The organism is Pontibacter litorisediminis, from assembly GCF_029360645.1.
GTDB lineage: Bacteria > Bacteroidota > Bacteroidia > Cytophagales > Hymenobacteraceae > Pontibacter > Pontibacter litorisediminis.
Map to the genome: position 1 here is coordinate 362353 of NZ_JARDUA010000002.1, position 17743 is coordinate 380095.

Below are 17743 nucleotides of genomic sequence, written 5' to 3' on the forward strand. Positions count from 1 at the left end.
TATGGAAAACTTCATCTGGCTCATACCGGCCTTGCCTTTTCTAGGCTCCCTCCTGCTCCTCCTTTTCGGCACACGCTTGTCGCGCGCAGGCGTGGCTATATTGGGTGTGGGCAGCGTGGGCATTTCGGCTCTAATCACCATACTTTTAGGGCTGCAGTTTTTGGCTGAAAAGCCCGCTTCTTACCACCAGGAAGTATGGCAGTGGTTCAACGTAGCGGGGTTTAGTCCGTCCATTGCCTTTCACCTGGATGCGCTCTCGACCGTCTTTATTTTTGTCATCACTTTCGTAGGATTTTTGATCCACCTCTACGCCACTGCCTATATGGCTGAGGATACGGACTTCTCGCGCTTCTTTGCCTGCATGAACCTATTTGTGGGCTCCATGCTGATGCTGGTAATGGCTGATAACCTGCTGTTACTGTACCTGGGTTGGGAAGGTGTGGGTCTCTGCTCTTACCTGCTCATCGGCTTCTGGTACAAAGACCCCGCCAACGGCTACGCTGCCCGCAAAGCCTTTATCATCACGCGCGTGGGTGATACAGCCATGGCGATCGGGCTCTTTATACTTTTCCAGACATTCGGAACGCTAAATATACAAACTATACTGACTCAGGCGCCCGAAGTATGGAGCGTGGGGGCACAGATGGCGGTGCTCGTGGGATTGCTGCTGTTAGGCGGCGCAGTAGGTAAATCGGGTCAGCTGCCGCTCCAAACCTGGCTACCCGATGCCATGGCGGGCCCTACACCGGTTTCGGCGCTGATACATGCTGCTACCATGGTAACGGCTGGGGTCTACCTGATTGCCCGCATGTACGTGATCTTTGATCTGGCACCGGTGGCGCAGCTGGCGGTGGCGGTGATAGGTGCGGTTACCTTGCTCCTGGCCGGTTTCTCCGCCCTCACGCAATACGACCTCAAGCGGGTGCTGGCCTACTCCACGATCAGCCAGATCGGCTATATGTTTCTGGCTTTGGGTGTGGGTGCGTGGTCGGCGGGCATTTTCCACTTTATGATCCACGCTTTCTTCAAGGCGCTGCTCTTCCTTTGTGCCGGTGCTATCATACTTGCCCTGCACCACGAACAGGACATGCGCCGGATGGGCGGGCTTCGCAAAAGTATGCCCGTTGTGTTCTGGACCTTTTTGATCGGGGCAGCTTCGTTGGCAGCGCTGCCGGTTATCACTTCTGGTTTCTACAGTAAAGACCAGATCCTGTGGTATACCCTGGCTGGTCCGCAAGGCAGCATTTGGCTGTACCTAGCCGGACTCGTAGGGGCTTTTATCACCTCGATTTATACGTTCCGGATGGTGTTCATGACCTTCTACGGTGAGCCGAAAACGCATGTGGCGCACCCGCCGGGCATGCTCATCACCATACCGTTAGTCATCCTGGCCATACTTTCGCTGGTAGGTGGATTTATAGAACTGCCCCACAATTTCGCGCACATGGCCTTATTCTCCGGTCTGATGGCACCGGTGCTACCAAGCATTACGGCCAACGAGCTGCTGGCGGCCAATGAGTGGCTGTTCCAGGTACTGGCGGCGGTCGTTTCGCTGGGCGGAGTGCTGGTGGCTTACCTGTTTTACCAGAGGAGCCCAGAGCTGCTGCAGAATCTGGAGCGCTCGAGCTTTGCCATGAAACTGCACCGCTTCTGGTTCTCAGGCTGGGGTTTTGATGCCCTGTATGATAACCTGTTCGTGCGCCCTTACGTGTTCCTGGCCAACCTCAACAAGCGCGACATCATCGACAGCTTTTACACCGGCCTGGCCCGCACGGCCGAGGGCTTCCATGTGATGTTCTCGCAAACCCAAAGCGGCGTGCTGCGCAATTATGTGGCGGGTATTGTGGTCGGTGCTATCATGATTCTCACCATAAGCCTGTTGCTATGATACTCCTCTGGATGATCGTGATCCTGATGGCCGGCGGACTGCTGGCGTGGCTCTCCAAGAAGTGGCACCCCGAGCTGCCCCGCTGGATCGCACTGTTTGCCGTGCTGGCTGATTTTATACTTGCCGTATACTTATGGCTGGCTACACCCGCCGCTACGTTAGGCGCCTCGCCCTGGCTGGTGCAACTGGAGATTCCCTGGATACCGCAGTGGGGCGTGAACTTTATACTTGCCCTCGACGGGCTGAGCCTGCTGATGCTGCTGCTCACCTTCTTCCTGGGCATCCTGTGCGTGCTTATTTCCTGGCGGGAGATCAAAGTCAAGACTGGCTTTTTTCACTTCAACCTGCTGTGGGTGCTGGCGGGCATCACGGGTGTTTTCCTTACCATGGATTTGTTCCTGTTCTACTTTTTCTGGGAAGTGATGCTCATCCCGATGTACTTCCTGATCGGGGTCTGGGGGCATGCCAACCGCAACTATGCCGCTTATAAGTTCTTCATCTTCACACAGGCCAGTGGGCTGCTGATGTTGCTGGCTATACTTGGTTTATACTTTATCCACGGCGCCCAGACCGGTATTTATACGTTCAACTACTTCGAGCTGCTCGGCACGAGTATGGCTCCTGAGGCGGCTCGTTTGCTGATGTTCGGTTTCCTGGCGGCCTTCCTGGTGAAGCTGCCGGTGGTGCCATTTCACTCCTGGCTGCCCGATGCCCACTCCGAAGCACCCACGGCCGGTAGCGTGATCCTGGCAGGGCTGCTGCTGAAAACCGGCGCCTACGGCCTGCTGCGCTTCGTGCTGCCGCTCTTTCCGACGGCAACGGTAGAGTTTGCCCCGTGGGCGATGCTGCTGGGCGCCGTCGGTATTATCTACGGCGCCATACTCGCCTACTCCCAAACCGACCTGAAACGGCTGGTGGCCTATACTTCAGTGAGCCACATGGGCTTTGTGATACTTGGGGTATTTGCCTTCAACGAGTGGGCGCTGCAGGGCGTGGTGATGCAGATGATCGCCCATGGCCTGAGCACCGGCGCGCTGTTCATCATCGCTGGTTTTCTCTACGAGCGCCTGCATACCCGCGACATCGGGCAAATGGGTGGCTTCTGGTCCAAAGCACCGAAAATGGGCGTGATCGCGCTGGTCTTTGTCATGGCTTCGTTGGGCCTGCCGGGGTTGGGCAACTTTATTGCAGAGTTCCTGACGCTGGTAGGCTCCTGGCAGGCGAATAACTGGCTAACGGTGGTAGCCACCATAGGCCTGGTGCTGGCCACAGCCTATTCGCTGCGCATCATGCAGAAAGTGTTCTACGAACCCGCCCCTACCGATCATCCGCTGCCGGATCTAACAGCAAGAGAAATGCTGATCGCGGTGCCGATGGTGGTGCTTATCCTTTGGCTGGGCCTTTACCCACAACCCGTGCTGGACACAGCACAGCCAAGTATAACCCAGCAACTGCAGGCCTATCAGGAGCCGGAGGTGAAGGAGAAAGTGGCGGTGGTGGTTGAAGAAAAGACTGTAAACCGAAGTATAAAACAAGTTAAAAAAGGTAATAACAAAGTCCCCCTTTGAAGGGGGCAGGGGATTATATTTTTTGTTTGCTGGCGCGGGTTTGTAAACCGTGTCTAATTATAAAGTCGGATTTGTAATCCGACTGGGCCAGAGGCCCAAACTATAAATTGGCATGAGCGAGGAAGCTCGCACCATGAGAAGGTTTCTTCTGCACATGTAATCATCCCCCTACCCCCTTCAAAGAGGGACAGTAAAAAAGTATAAATCACCATAAAAGCCATAACCATGAGCCAAACCGACTTCCTGCACCTGATGCCGCTGATTATACTCACCGTGGCGGCCCTTGTGAACATGCTGGTGGTAGCAGCGTGGCGGAATCACAAGATCATCTATGTGATTACGGCCGTGTCGTTTGTGGCGGCTTTTCTGTCGTTGTTTGAGCTGCGGGGGATCACGGCTTACTATATTGATCCGCTTTTCGTGATCGATGGCTTTGGCGTGTTCTATATCGGGTTGATCCTGGCGACGGCGCTGCTTATCAGCATGCTTTCCTATGCCTATTTTGAGCAGCGCGAGGAGCAGAAGGAAGAGTATTATATCCTACTGATTCTATCCACCCTGGGGGCCTGCACCCTGGTCATCAGCACGCACTTTGCCTCGCTCTTCCTGGGCCTGGAGGTGCTGAGCGTGGCGCTGTACTCGCTCATATCCTACTTAAGGGCCCGCGAGCGCTCCGATGAGGCGGGCATCAAGTACCTGATACTGGCCGCCTTTTCTTCTGCTTTCCTGCTCTTCGGCATGGCGCTGGTATACTTCAGTGTGGGCACTATGACCTTTGCCGGCATCGCCACGGCTATGGCTGGCTTGCAGGAACTCCCGTTACTGCTGCTTACCGGTTTCGGCATGATGATCATCGGCATTGGGTTTAAGCTGAGCGTGGTGCCTTTTCATATGTGGACGCCCGATGTGTATGAAGGAGCGCCGGCTCCGGTTACGGCTTTTATCGCTACGGTATCCAAAGCTGGTGTGCTCGGTATCATGATCCGCTTTTTTATGGAGGTGGATGGTTTCCGCTACCCCACCCTCATCACCATTTTCACTATAGTCGCTATTTCTTCTATGGTTGCCGGTAACCTGCTGGCCCTGATGCAAACGAACGTCAAACGCATCCTGGCTTATTCCTCGATCTCGCACCTGGGCTACCTGCTGGTTGCCTTTTTGGCTGGCAATCGGATGGGTGTCGAGGCGATCACCTTCTACCTGGTCGCTTATTTTATCACCACCGTGGGGGCCTTTGGGGTGGTGGCCATGCTGTCGGACCCGGAGCAGGATGCGGAGCTGCTGGAGGATTATCGCGGCCTGCTCTGGCGGCGCCCCTGGACGGCCACGGCCTTTACCGCCATGCTACTCTCGCTGGCGGGCATTCCGCTCACAGCCGGTTTTGTGGGCAAGTTCTATGTGCTGGCCGCCGGCGTGAACACGCAGCTATGGCTGCTCGTGGCGATGCTGATACTCAACAGCGTCATCGGTTTATACTATTACATTAAGATTATTGCCGTGATGTTTCAGCAGCCGGAGGCGGAGGAAGAGACACCCAGGCAAAGGTTACGCCCCTCTATTTACGTGGCCAGTGTGGGCACGCTCGCCATACTTACGCTGCTGTTGCTCCTGGTGGGCGTATACCCGACTGCCCTTGTCGATATTATACACAATGTGTTCTCTTCGGCTCCGGCTATGGTGAACAGGTAAGTTTTCCTCTTGAAGGCAGGGTCTTTTCATGCTACCCACACTGGCTCTAAAATATTTGTGACTCTGTTAAGAACTCTGGTGAAAATAGAACTCCCTTCTCCAGGAGGTTAAGCCGCTGCAATTGGCTACCAGTATCCTTTCAGGATGACACCATAGAGCCCATGGACTCTGCTCTTAGAAGGGAGACTTATACTTTGACCGATCAGGAAAGATATTCTTGGCACCTAACTAAGCACAACTTTCCGCTCTTACCCAAAGTAAGTATACTTAGGAGGATGTGGGGAAGATGGGGGCATCTCTGAGGCTTATCGTTATACTTCTTTTATTGCCTGTTGCAGGCTTTGGGCAAGGCAGGACCTGGGAAGTAGCCGTGGCAGGCGGTGCTGTGCGTAACTTCCGGACGCCGCTGCACATCCGGCAGAGCGATGCTGCGGATATAGAAATTGACGCTACCTACCGCACAGAGCCTTTTAACCCGCCTGTATACTATGATATTCGGGTAAGCACCTGGCAAAACGACAAAGGCTGGGAGCTGAAGTTCACGCACCACAAGCTCATCCTCGATAACCTACCGCCAGAGGTGCAGCGCTTTTCCATTACCGATGGTTACAACCTGCTTACCCTAAACCGCCTCTGGCTGGTGCATGGCCTCACCCTCTCCGCCGGCGCCGGACTCGTCCTCACACATCCAGAATCCACTATACACGGAGTACCTTACCCCGAAAATAGAGGTATCTTTAACAAAGGCTACTATATTTCCGGGCCGATGGCAGAGGCAGCCGTGGCCAAACGCTACTACCTTGCCGACAGGTGGTTTATACTTGCAGAGGGCAGGGTAACCGCCTCTTATGTGGAAGTACCCGTGGCCAACGGCGAAGCGCGCCTTTCCAACATAGCCCTGCACGGGCTGCTGGGAATGGGGTTCAAGATCAGGTGAAGGAATTTCGCATCAAAATTTCACCTCTTCCTTAACGTTTTAAGGCGGCCTTCATCCTTTAAAGTATAACGCTGTAGTTTTAGCTATTTAGGAAAGCCCACCCCTAACCCCTCCAAGGAGGGGAATTATACTTACTCATGCTATTGCAAACTTAAAAAGCCAGATTCTACAGCACCGGGTCCAACCACCCCTACCCCTCCTTGTTTAAGGAGGGGAGCTCGGTTCAAGCTCCGTCAGCTGTGGCTATCGAAATGTTCCCAGTCTTTGGGTTGAGCGCCTATGCGAGTTTTTCCGGTGCCGAGCCGGAGGCGAGGCAGCCCGAGGCACGAGGGCAGGAAAAGCTCCCAGCGCGAAGCCCTTATCGAGGGCCCCTACCCCCACGACGAGCCCGCTCGGGCTGGAGAGCACCAAAGTATGATGTGCAACTATTGGTAAGTTAGTCTGGAGGATGAACGGCATCTAGTAAGGACAGCTTGGTTCCAGATGCAGAAAGCAGCGGTTATGAAAGTATAGCCGAAGTACAAATTAACAAGTATAAACTGAAGTATGAAGGCACGACTTACGCGGATCTGAAGATCCGCAGCAGAGAAGGTTCCGGAAAAGGATGCCTGGAACAGCGGAGTAGCTCAAGTATAAATGTATGGCTCTTCAAGCCAGTCGAGTCACAGACTCGACATTATTGGGAGCACAAGTCTGAAGACTTGCGCCAGGAAAGAGGAAAAGACGCAAGCGAACGCTTGTGCAGCCTAGCGAAGTATAGCAGATAATCTACCAGAAGCCTATGCAATCAACTCAAAAATCCCTAAACTCCTTTCCGGCCTTTCCCCAAAGCCGTACCTTTGCGCCTCATAACAAGAATACATGCGCACCAACACACGATACCCAAAAACTCCTTTTGAGGTAAAAGGCTGGGAACGGGAAGAGCATTTCCACTTTTTCAAAAGCTTCGCCAACCCCTTCTTCAATGTCCATACAGAGATAGAGATTACCAATCTCTATAACCACTGCAAACAAAACAACCTCTCGGTCTTTCTGGCTTACATGCATACTGCCACTGAGGCCGCCCGGAAGACAGAGAATTTCCTGCTGCGGCTAGAGGGCGAGGAAGTGGTAAGGTATGCGGCAGCAGATATCTCCACCACTGTGCTCACGGAGCGCAAAACGGTGTCTTTCGTGCACCTGCCCCACCACCCGGACCTCGCTACTTTCTGCACAGAGGCCTCAGCGGTTGTGGCCGAGGCAAAGCAGGGCAGTAGGCTGTTCTACGGCTACAACGGGCCGGACCTACTACACGCCACCACTTTGCCTTGGTTCAAGTTTAACGGCATGGAGCACGCGCATATGGATGACCCAAACGATGCCATTCCGAAGCTGGCATTCGGTCGGCTGGAGGTACAGGAGGCGAAGGTAGTGCTGCCCCTGAGCGTGCGGGTGCATCATGCGCTGGTCGATGGTTATCATATCCACCTGTTCTTGCAGCACATGGAGGCAAGTATAAAGGCCTTGGCCTGATCAGCAGAAAAGCAAATTATCCTGGGCATTGGCGGGGGCTGTAACGCCACTTTAGCCCCCTTTCGCTCAGGACACCTGCCTTGCACATATCCATACTGCCACTTCTCCGTATGTATGATTTGCTATATTTCCCGATACTATGTTAGGAGATAAGGCAACTTATGTATCATCAATTAATCAAAAAACTATGAAACGTTTTAAAGCAACATTGCTGGCAGTCCTGTTCATGATCCCCTTTCTCTATGCCTGCCAGGAAGGAACCGATGTAGTGGAATCTGGCACGTACCAGGGCACCGTGGATGAAGTGGAGCCAGAAAAAACGGAGATCTACGTAGAGACACAAGACAACAAGCGCCTGGAGCTGTACTTCAACGAGAACACCTCACTGACCAGGAACGGCGAAACCGTCGCCTTCGACCAACTGGAGAAAGGACAGCGTGTAGAGGTGGAGGTAGAGAAGGTGGGCCAGCGCCTGGAACCGATCGCCGTAAGAATCATGGAATAGCATGGCAGAACCAACTTTCTGGCGAACCGAAGTATGGCACCCGCTCACGGTGCATTTCCCGATTGCGCTGCTGACGTTTGCCACGCTCGTAAAACTGTTGGCCTTGTTCCTAAAGCCCGCTTCTGCCGCGTTCTGGCAGAAGACGGGCTCTTTCTTGCTGTATGCCGGCACCCTGGCCGCCTGGGTCAGCCTCTACACCGGCGACATGGCCGATGGCGTAGTATCACGCAAGCTGTGCGACCCCACCGTGCTCAAAGACCATGAAATCTTTGCCGAATACCTGACTTATACTTTTACGGTAGCCGCGCTGCTAGACGTGACCCAGCGCTACCGCCTGCTAACGTACAAGCCGCGTTTAATGCAGGTGCTGGTGGTCGTGCTGCTGCTGGTTGGTACCGGCTTGCTGACGTACGCCGGCCATTTGGGTGCCCGCGTGGTGTACCAGCAGGCAGGCGGCGTGAATGTGCCCTCTTCGGATTGCGCAGAGTTCAATTAACCTGCTGTTTATCGGCCGCTGCCTGGCTTCTGCCGTGAAGGTTTGGGAATGATGTAAAAGATTCGGATAATTGTGTAAGCATGCTTGCCGCACAGGTTGTACCTTTGTGGTAAGTATAATTCCAACAGATGAACCTATACCGCCAGATCATATTGCTAACCCTAACGCTGCTGGTGCTCGTCTCCTCGACGGGTATGGCCGTGGGCATGCATATTTGTGGCGGTGAGCTGCGCGATGTTACCTTCTTCGGTGCCGAGGCCGATTGCCCGATGGATATGGAAAAGCCTGTGGAGAAAGCCCCGGCCTGCCATACCCCTCCCACGGATACTGATGACAAAGCCTGCTGTGCAGACCACCAGGTAAAGGTGGAGCGGCTGGATGTGGCGGCTAAGGACAAGCCTTTGTCGCTAAGCAAGCTCCAGGACATCAAACTTATTGCTACTGTAAAGGCGGTTATACTGCAATGGTTCGCCCCTGAGGCTGACCTGAAGCCAACCTACGCGCTTTACGAATCTCCCCCGCTGGCCCGCGACATACCGGTGCTGGTACAGTCTTTCCTGCTATAAATCCCGCTTTTTTCGATGATACCCGCCTTTGTGGGCTGGTATAGCTTTGTGCTGCCTTTTCGGCAGACCTACTTCCTTGCATTCAATCGAATAAAGCATGTTAAACAGCATCATCAAATTCTTTCTGGAGCAGAAACTGGTTACAGTCCTGCTCCTGCTGCTCATCGTTGGCTGGGGCATTGTAGTGGCTCCCTTCAACTATAAAGTAGATTTCCTGCCAAGCGATCCGGTTCCGGTAGACGCTATCCCGGATATTGGCGAGAACCAGCAGATTATTTTTACCGAGTGGATGGGCCGCTCCCCGCAGGACGTGGAGGACCAGATTACCTATCCCCTTACCACCTCCTTACTGGGGATGCCGGGCGTGAAGACGATCCGCTCCACTTCCATGTTTGGTTTCTCCAGCATCTACGTCATTTTTGACGAGGATACCGAGTACTACTGGAGCCGCTCCCGCATACTTGAAAAGCTGAACTCCCTGCCCAGCGACCTACTGCCAGAAGAGGTAACGCCTAAGCTTGGGCCGGACGCCACGGCGCTAGGGCAAGTGTACTGGTATACGCTGGAGGGGCGCGACGAGAATGGCAACCCCGCCGGTGGCTGGGATTTGCACGAGCTGCGCACCATACAGGACTTCTATGTGCGCTATGCCCTGACGGGCGCCGAGGGCGTGGCCGAGGTGGCCTCCGTGGGCGGTTATATTAAGGAGTATCAGGTAGACCTGGACCCAGTGGCGATGAAGGCGAACAACGTTTCGATGATGGAGGTGATGACGGCCCTGCAGAACAGCAATCAGGACGTGGGCGCCAACACCGTGGAGATAAACCAGGTAGAGTACCTGGTGCGCGGCCTGGGCTATGTGCAGGACCTGGAGGACATTGAAGAGGCCGTGGTGAAAGTGACGTCTAACGTGCCGATCCGCATCCGCGACATTGCCCGCGTGAATATTGGCCCTGCCGACCGCTCGATGCTGGGTGTACTGGACAAGAGCGGCGCCGAGGCGGTGGGCGGTGTAGTGGTGGCCCGCTATGGCGATAACCCGCTGGCCGTGATCAACAACGTAAAAGAGAAGCTGGACGAGATTGCCGCCGGCTTGCCCTCCAAAAAGCTGGCCGATGGGCGCACCTCCAAGGTAACTGTGGTGCCTTTCTATGACCGCACCCAACTCATTAACGAAACGCTGGGCACGCTCAACGAGGCGATTATCCTGCAGATCCTGATTACCATCATTGTGATCATCGTGATGGTGTACAACCTGCGCGCCTCGCTCCTGATATCTGCTCTGCTCCCGCTGGCCGTGCTCATGACCTTTATCATGATGAAGCAGTTCAACGTGGATGCCAACATCGTGGCGCTGTCGGGTATTGCCATTGCCATTGGTACCATGGTGGATCTGGGGATTATCCTGAACGAAAACATCCTGCGGCACCTGGACGAGGCCCCTCCCGGGCAATCGCTGCTAAAAACAGTATATAATGCCACGACTGAGGTGGCCACGGCCATCATCACGGCTGTTTCCACCACCATCGTCAGCTTTTTGCCCGTGTTTACGCTGGAGGCGGCCGAGGGCAAGCTGTTCGGTCCGCTGGCCTTCACCAAAACTTTCGCACTGGTGGCCTCGCTGATCTTCACGATCCTCATCATGCCGGCTTTCGCCCATTCCATACTGGGGCTGAAGTCGAAAAATGTAGCGTGGTCTAAGCTGCTGAACATTGGTCTTTTAGTACTGGGTGTGGTGGCGCTGTTTATACTTCCGCTGGCTGGCCTGGTGCTTATCCTGGTGGCAGCCAATAACCTGCTGACTTATTACCAGCCGGAGCGCTACGGCAAGTATAACACGCTTGTAATGGTAAGCATTGCAGTATTGGCCGTGTCGTGGCTACTGGCCACGCAGTGGATGCCATTGGGCGCTTCAGTGAGCCTGCTGGTCAACTTCCTGTTCATCCTGCTTGTTATTGGGCTGGTGCTGGGACTATTCGCATTGTTCATCGGTGCGTACCCTCGCATCCTGATGTGGTGTCTCAACCATAAGCGAACGTTCCTGCTTATCCCGGCCTTTATCATGCTGATCGGCCTAAACGTGTGGTTGGGCTTCAATGGGGTATTTGGCTGGGTCGCCAACGGCATCGACAAAGTTGGCTGGAACATCCGTACCACTTCCGCTTGGAGTGGGCTCGTGCATACGTTTCCGGGTTTGGGTGAGGAGTTCATGCCTTCACTGGACGAGGGTGCTTTCCTGCTGATGCCGACCTCCATGCCGCACTCCGGCGTGGAAGCCAACAAACGCATTGTGCAGCAGCTGGACATGCTTATCACAGCCATTCCGGAAGTGGAAATGGTGGTGGGCAAGGCCGGGCGCGCCGAAACAGCCCTCGACCCGGCCCCTATGTCGATGTACGAGAACATCATCCAGTATAAATCAGAGTATAAGACAGACGTCAACGGCCAGCGCATCCGCTTTAAAGTAGACGACAAGGGGGAGTTTGTGCGCGATGCAAAAGGTGAGCTGATTCAGGATAAAAACGGGGAGTATTACCGCCAATGGCGCGACCACATCAAGAGCCCGGACGACATCTGGGATGAGATCGTGGCGGTGGCCAATATCCCGGGTGTAACCTCGGCACCCAAACTGCAGCCCATCGAAACACGCCTTGTGATGCTGCAGACCGGCATGCGTGCGCCCATGGGTGTGAAAGTATACGGCCCGGACCTGCAAACCATCGAGGACTTCAGCCTGCAGCTGGAGCGCCTGCTGAAAGAGGTGCCATCGGTGAAGCCGGAGGCTGTTTTCGCAGACCGCTCGCTGGGCAAGCCTTACATGGAGATAGAGCTGAACCGCCGCGCCATGGCCCGCTATGGCCTGAACGTGACGGATGTGCAGGAGTATATTGAGGTGGCGATGGGCGGCATGGCCCTGACCACCACCGTGGAAGGGCGTGAGCGCTACTCCATCCGTGCCCGCTACGCCAGAGAGTACCGGAACGGCCCGGAAGCCATAGACCGCATTATGGTTACAACGGCTGGAGGCGCGCAGGTACCCCTCGGGGAGATTGCCGAGGTAGTTTACCGGCCCGGCCCGATGATGATCCGCGGCGAAAACTCGTTCCTGACCGGCTATGTGCTGCTCGATAAGCGGGAGGGCTTTGCCGAGGTATCGGTGGTAGAGGATGCGCAGCGCTACCTGAGCCAGAAGATTGAGTCGGGCGAGCTGGTGGTGCCTGCTGGCGTAAGCTATAAGTTTTCGGGCAACTACGAGAACCAGGTGCGCGCCGAGAAGAGGCTTTCCATTGTGATTCCGCTCAGTTTGCTCATCATCTTCCTGATCCTGTACTTCCAGTTCCGCTCCGTATCTACCACGCTGTTTATTTTCACCTCCATTGCCATGGCTTTTTCAGGTGGTTTTATGATGCTGTGGCTCTACGGGCAGGACTGGTTCCTGAACTTCTCGTTCGGCGACACCAACATGCGGGACCTCTTCCAGATGCGCACGTTTAACCTGAGTGTAGCCGTTTGGGTGGGCTTTATCGCCCTGTTCGGCATTGCCACCGACGATGGCGTGGTGATGGGCACATACCTGAAGCAGAGCTTTGATAGGTTTAAGCCGGATACAAGGAAAGGGGTACGCAAGGCCGTACTGGAAGCCGGTATGCGCCGCGTCAGGCCCTGCCTGATGACGACGGCCACTACCCTGCTGGCCCTGCTGCCGGTGCTCACCTCCACCGGTCGCGGCTCTGATATCATGATCCCGATGGCCATTCCTACCTTCGGTGGTATGGTGGTGGCCCTAATCACCCTGTTTATTGTGCCGGTGCTTTACAGCTGGCGCGAAGAGTCTAAAGTTAAAGAGGAGACGGTATGAAAAAGATCATTCTAAGTATACTGCTACTGCTGGCGCTCAGCCCCTACCTGCAGGCGCAAACCCTGGAGGAGTACCTGGTGATGGCCGGCGAGAATAACCCGCAGCTAAAGGCCCGCTACGCCGAGTATCAGGCCGCGCTGCAGAAAGTGCCGCAGGCCGGTGCTCTGCCCGACCCGGAAGCAACGTTCAACTTCTTCCTGAAACCTATGGATAGGTTCATGGGCAGGCAGCTGGGGGATGTTTCGGTGATGCAGATGTTCCCGTGGTTCGGCTCATTGGATGCCGCCAAAACAGAGGCCAACTACATGGCGCAGATGCAGTTTGCCTCTTTTATAGAAGCAAAGATCAACCTCTACCACACCGTGCGCTCCACCTGGCTTACCCTTTACCAGATCGATGAAGAGGTAAAGCTACTGGAACGGGAGCTGGAGATCCTGCAGGCGCTGGAGCGGGTGGCTTTGGCCAAGTATAAATCGGCACCGGCGGCTACATCTGGAGCCCCGGCCACCCAACGGCAAAGCACAGGCACCTCGTCATCGGCTGCTTCGGGTGGCACCCCGGGCGGCATGGCAGGTATGGGCGGTGGCTCCACTGGCAGCACCAGCTCCTCCTCCGGTGGAGGAAGTATGGGCGGCGGCGGCATGGCCTCCTCTGGTAGCAGCATGGTGGATGTGATCCTAATCCGGGTGCAGGTGAAGGACCTGGAAAACCGCCTGCAGCTGCTCCGCGACTCCAAAAGACCGAAAGAGGCTGCCTTTAACAGCATGCTCAACCGCGACCTTACCCTGGAGGTGCAGCTGGCAGACACTTTAACGCCTGTTGCCTTACCTGCCTCCCTGGCCCTTATCCAGGACTCTATCCGCCTGAACCACCCCATGCTGAAGATGTATGAGTGGGACGAGAAGGCGCGTGAGGCACAGTACCGGATGGCCAAGCTGATGGGCCGGCCGATGGTGGGCCTGGGGCTGAACTACATGGTGTTTAAACCGCGCACCGATGAGATGACGCAAATGCCGATGGGTGGCGAAAACATGGTGATGCCCATGGTAACATTTACCCTGCCGATCTACCGCAAGAAGTATAAAGCCGCCCAGAAAGAAGCACAGTACGCGCAGGAAGCTGCCGTGGCTAACAGAGAAGCTGCAGAAAACATGCTCTTTGCCGAACTGAGCGGTCTCTTATACGACTACCAGCGTGCCACAAGCACGCTGCAGCTACTGGAGGAGCAGATCAGGCTGAATGAGCAGGCTATCCGGCTGCTGACCACCAACTACAGCGTGGCGGGCGCAGGCATTGAGGAGATACTGCGGCAGCGCCAGGCTATATTGGGCTACAGGCAACAGCAACTGCAGGCAATCACCGATCAGCATACGGCTGTGTCTGCCATTAACCGCATGATGAACAGCGACAGCTGATAACTGGCGCGCATCTTCTGCTGCGTGACCTGGAGGAATGCTGAGTCTCTGACTCAACCGGACCAGAAGCCCAGGAATAGTATACAGCGCTCAAGGCACCACCAAATTTAGAACAGAAAATTTTATCTATCAGATAAACAGATGAAACCAAGAAATAAACAAATCGCAACATACCTGCTGATAGCCTTAGGAGGCCTGCTGCTGGGCTGGCTGATCTTTGGAGGACGATCTTCCGAAGAGGTGCATGACCATGCAGGAGAGACAGCAGGTGTCACAGAATATACTTGCTCCATGCACCCGCAGATCCGCCAGAACGAGCCGGGGAAGTGCCCTATCTGCGGCATGGACCTGATACCCGTGGCGGCCGCCGGTGGCTCAGGCGAGCCAAGCCCCTATGTGCTGGAGATGACGCCGGAGGCTGTCGCGCTGTCCAACATTCAGACCTCACCGGTGCAGTCGATTAATCCGGAAAACGAGTTGCTGCTCTCAGGCACCGTGCAGCTAAACGAGCAGCAGGTGTCTTCCATCACCGCCAAGTTCCCGGGCCGCATCGAAAAGCTGTACGTGAATTTTACGGGCCAGGAAGTACGCAAAGGCGAGCGCCTTGCCTCCATCTACTCGCCCGAACTGCTGACGGCGCAGCGCGAGCTGCAGGAGGCGGCCAAATCCAAAGACATTATGCCGGAGCTGTATGAGGCTGCCAAAACCAAACTAAGGCTGTGGAACATCTCCAATAGCCAGATCCAACGCATTGAGAACACTAACAAGCTGCTGACTAACTTCGACATTTATTCGGATGCCGCTGGCGTGGTAACCGAGCGCCTGGTGGCCGTGGGCGATTATGTGAGCACCGGCTCCGTGTTGTTTGAGGTAGCCAACCTGTCGTCGGTGTGGGTGGTGCTGGATGCCTACGAAAGCGATCTTTCGTGGGTAAAGGAAGGAGCTACTGTAAACTTCACAGTACCGGGTATCCCGGGCAAGGAGTTCACGGCCAAGGTGCAATTTGTAACGCCCGTGCTGGACGCCGCCACCCGTGCGGTGCAGGTACGCGCTGAAGTAACCAACCCTGGCAACCAACTGAAGCCGGGCATGTTTGCCAACGCCCGCATTAAAACATCCTCGAAAACAACGGCCAAAGAAAACGCGCTGGCTGTGCCAAGAACCGCCGTGCTCTGGACAGGAAAACGCTCTGTGGTTTACGTGAAGGTGAACGACCGTGAGGCGCCTGCCTTTGAGATGCGCGAGGTAACGCTGGGCCCGCGCCTGGGTGAGATGTACCTGGTGGAAGCGGGCCTGAGTGAGGGTGAGCAGGTGGTAACCAACGGCGTGTTTGCCGTGGACGGGGCAGCACAACTAAGTGGCAACTATAGTATGATGTCGGCTCCGGCCAACAAGCAGATGGAGGTGCCGGAGGCGTTTCAGCAGCAGGTGACGGCGCTGGTGGACACCTACTATACGTTAAAGAACGCCCTTGTGGCCTCTGATGCGGACGCCGCCCGCCAGGCGGCCGGCAAGTTCAACCAGGCATTGAACAAAGTAGACATGGGCCTGTTGGATGGCAGTACCCACGCCAAATGGATGCAGCTGATGCCAGCACTGCAGACCAACGCCTCGGCCATACAGAAGAGCACCGCTATTGAGAAGCAGCGCGAGGTGTTCTCTCCACTCTCCGACCACCTGATTGAGGTGGTGGAAACCTTCGGCACGAACAAAGAAATCGTGTACAAGCAGAAGTGTCCGATGGCCTCTAACGACCAGGGGGCCTACTGGCTGAGCGAGCAGAAGGAGATTAGGAACCCATACTTCGGCGAGGCCATGATGACTTGCGGAGAGACCGAGCAGACCTACAGACAGGGCACAGGAGCGCCTGCAGCAGACAAACCTGCACCGGTGCAAAGCCATGCCCATTAAACTATTAACCCATGAAAGATTGTTGCAGAACCGGAAACGAAAACCCTAAAACTAACCAAAAGCCCTGGCTCAGATGGCTTCTTTACATAGCTCTTATACTAGCTTTAGGAATCGTTCTATTAGAACAGATAACGACTTAACTTTACCTGAATACATGAGAAAGAACTTGTTTTACAGCGCAGCGCTGGCAGCTGTAGTGCTGGCCTCCTGCTCTTCTGAGAAAGCACCGGAAACGCAGGCTACCGCAGCCTCCGAGGCTCCAGTTAACCACCAGGCCCATATGGCCAGCATGCAACCACAGCCACAGGCGTCACCAGCTGACTTGATGACCGAGGAAGGCCTGCCAAAGGATCTGGTTTGCATGGTCAACAACGCCTTTATGGGCAAAGAGCAGTTTCCGGTGGCATTTGAGGATAAAATGTACTACGGCTGCTGCGAAATGTGTGTGAACACCATAAAAAACCAGCGGGAAGTGCGCTACGCCAAAGACCCGGTAACGGGCGAGGAGGTGGACAAATCACAGGCTTTCATCGCCCTGAAGCCGGATGCCACTCACGGAGAGGTATTATACTTTGCATCCGAGGATAACTTCCGCAAGTTTGCGCAGTAGACGGCACAGCCTTCCGTTTAGCAAGGTTTAGCCATGCCAGGCTACTCTATGACAAATGATTAATTAACTTTATACTTTCGAACAACCAAAGAATCAACCATGAGAAAGACACTTTTCGCAGCAGCCGTGCTGGCCGCTTTTACCTTTACCTCCTGCTCGGAGAGCAGCACAGAGAACGCAGAAGCAACATCAGAGCACGAAGGACATAACCATGACGGAGCGGAACACGGCGATACGGAAAGCGCCAGCACAGCGAACCAGGTGGTGGAAACACCGGACTACGCCTCTGTGGCTGAGCCTGTAAAAACACAGGTGTCGCAACTGGTGGGTGAGTACCTGAAGCTGAAGGATGCGTTGGTAGCCTCTGACGCCGAGGCAGCCAAAGCCGCAGCGAACGAGGTGCTGCAGGTTGCCAAAGCCATGCCTGTTGCCGCCCTGGTAGACGCGGAGCAGAGGGCATTTGCAGAGGAGAAAAATGAAAAAGTGATCAGCAACGCCACCGCTATTGCCGGTGCTGCCAGCATCGATGCCCAGCGCGAGAACCTGGAGCAGCTTTCTGAGTCGGTATATGCCATGGCCAAGGCATTTGATGCCAATGACCAAAAGCTGTACTACCAGCACTGCCCAATGGCCTTGAATGATAAAGGCGCCTACTGGCTGAGCTCTAACGAGGAGATCCGTAACCCCTACTTCGGTGATAAGATGCTGAAGTGCGGCAGCACCGAGGAAGTGCTGAACTAGGTATAAAAGTACACCACAAGAAAAAGCAGAGGGCTCCTAAGGGTTC

Annotated in this window: 13 protein-coding genes; all 13 read left to right on the forward strand. The window is 55.1% G+C overall.

The window, feature by feature from the left end:
• The first annotated feature begins 1 nt into the window (after position 1).
• The 13 genes from nuoL (at position 2) to PXG97_RS07910 (ending at position 17697) form a co-directional block, all read left to right on the forward strand.
• The gene (gene nuoL / locus PXG97_RS07850) at positions 2 to 1888 is read left to right on the forward strand and encodes an NADH-quinone oxidoreductase subunit L (protein ID WP_276497199.1); all 1887 of its coding nucleotides are present in this window, start codon (positions 2 to 4) and stop codon (positions 1886 to 1888) included.
• Complete coding sequence (nuoM, locus tag PXG97_RS07855) at positions 1885 to 3456, forward strand: NADH-quinone oxidoreductase subunit M (protein WP_276497200.1); 1572 nt, start codon at positions 1885 to 1887, stop codon at positions 3454 to 3456. The genes nuoL and nuoM overlap by 4 nt, the downstream gene beginning before the upstream one ends.
• A gap of 225 nt (positions 3457 to 3681) precedes the next feature.
• Positions 3682 to 5145 (forward strand): NADH-quinone oxidoreductase subunit N, encoded by a 1464-nt coding sequence (locus tag PXG97_RS07860; protein WP_276497201.1) that lies wholly within the window; start codon positions 3682 to 3684, stop codon positions 5143 to 5145.
• A 325-nt stretch (positions 5146 to 5470) separates the two neighbouring features.
• Positions 5471 to 6082, forward strand: a complete 612-nt coding sequence (locus tag PXG97_RS07865; RefSeq protein WP_276497202.1) for a hypothetical protein — start codon at positions 5471 to 5473, stop codon at positions 6080 to 6082.
• A gap of 861 nt (positions 6083 to 6943) precedes the next feature.
• The gene (locus tag PXG97_RS07870) at positions 6944 to 7594 is read left to right on the forward strand and encodes a CatA-like O-acetyltransferase (RefSeq protein ID WP_276497203.1); all 651 of its coding nucleotides are present in this window, start codon (positions 6944 to 6946) and stop codon (positions 7592 to 7594) included.
• Positions 7595 to 7781: 187 nt separating this feature from the next.
• Positions 7782 to 8099 (forward strand): hypothetical protein, encoded by a 318-nt coding sequence (locus tag PXG97_RS07875; RefSeq protein ID WP_276497204.1) that lies wholly within the window; start codon positions 7782 to 7784, stop codon positions 8097 to 8099.
• Between the two features lies 1 nt (position 8100).
• Positions 8101 to 8595, forward strand: a complete 495-nt coding sequence (locus PXG97_RS07880; protein WP_276497205.1) for a DUF2231 domain-containing protein — start codon at positions 8101 to 8103, stop codon at positions 8593 to 8595.
• 128 nt (positions 8596 to 8723) lie between these two features.
• Positions 8724 to 9161, forward strand: coding sequence for an HYC_CC_PP family protein (locus PXG97_RS07885; RefSeq protein ID WP_276497206.1), 438 nt, complete (start codon positions 8724 to 8726; stop codon positions 9159 to 9161).
• A 97-nt stretch (positions 9162 to 9258) separates the two neighbouring features.
• On the forward strand, positions 9259 to 13020 hold the full coding sequence (locus PXG97_RS07890; protein ID WP_276497207.1) for an efflux RND transporter permease subunit: 3762 nt from the start codon (positions 9259 to 9261) through the stop codon (positions 13018 to 13020).
• Positions 13017 to 14435 carry a TolC family protein gene (locus tag PXG97_RS07895; protein WP_276497208.1) on the forward strand — a complete coding sequence of 473 codons (1419 nt, stop codon included), beginning with the start codon at positions 13017 to 13019 and terminating at the stop codon, positions 14433 to 14435. The genes PXG97_RS07890 and PXG97_RS07895 overlap by 4 nt, the downstream gene beginning before the upstream one ends.
• A gap of 141 nt (positions 14436 to 14576) precedes the next feature.
• Positions 14577 to 16346 (forward strand): efflux RND transporter periplasmic adaptor subunit, encoded by a 1770-nt coding sequence (locus PXG97_RS07900; protein ID WP_276497209.1) that lies wholly within the window; start codon positions 14577 to 14579, stop codon positions 16344 to 16346.
• A 154-nt stretch (positions 16347 to 16500) separates the two neighbouring features.
• Positions 16501 to 16956, forward strand: coding sequence for a hypothetical protein (locus tag PXG97_RS07905; protein WP_276497210.1), 456 nt, complete (start codon positions 16501 to 16503; stop codon positions 16954 to 16956).
• 99 nt (positions 16957 to 17055) lie between these two features.
• Positions 17056 to 17697 carry a DUF3347 domain-containing protein gene (locus PXG97_RS07910; protein ID WP_276497211.1) on the forward strand — a complete coding sequence of 214 codons (642 nt, stop codon included), beginning with the start codon at positions 17056 to 17058 and terminating at the stop codon, positions 17695 to 17697.
• The last annotated feature ends 46 nt before the right edge of the window (positions 17698 to 17743 follow it).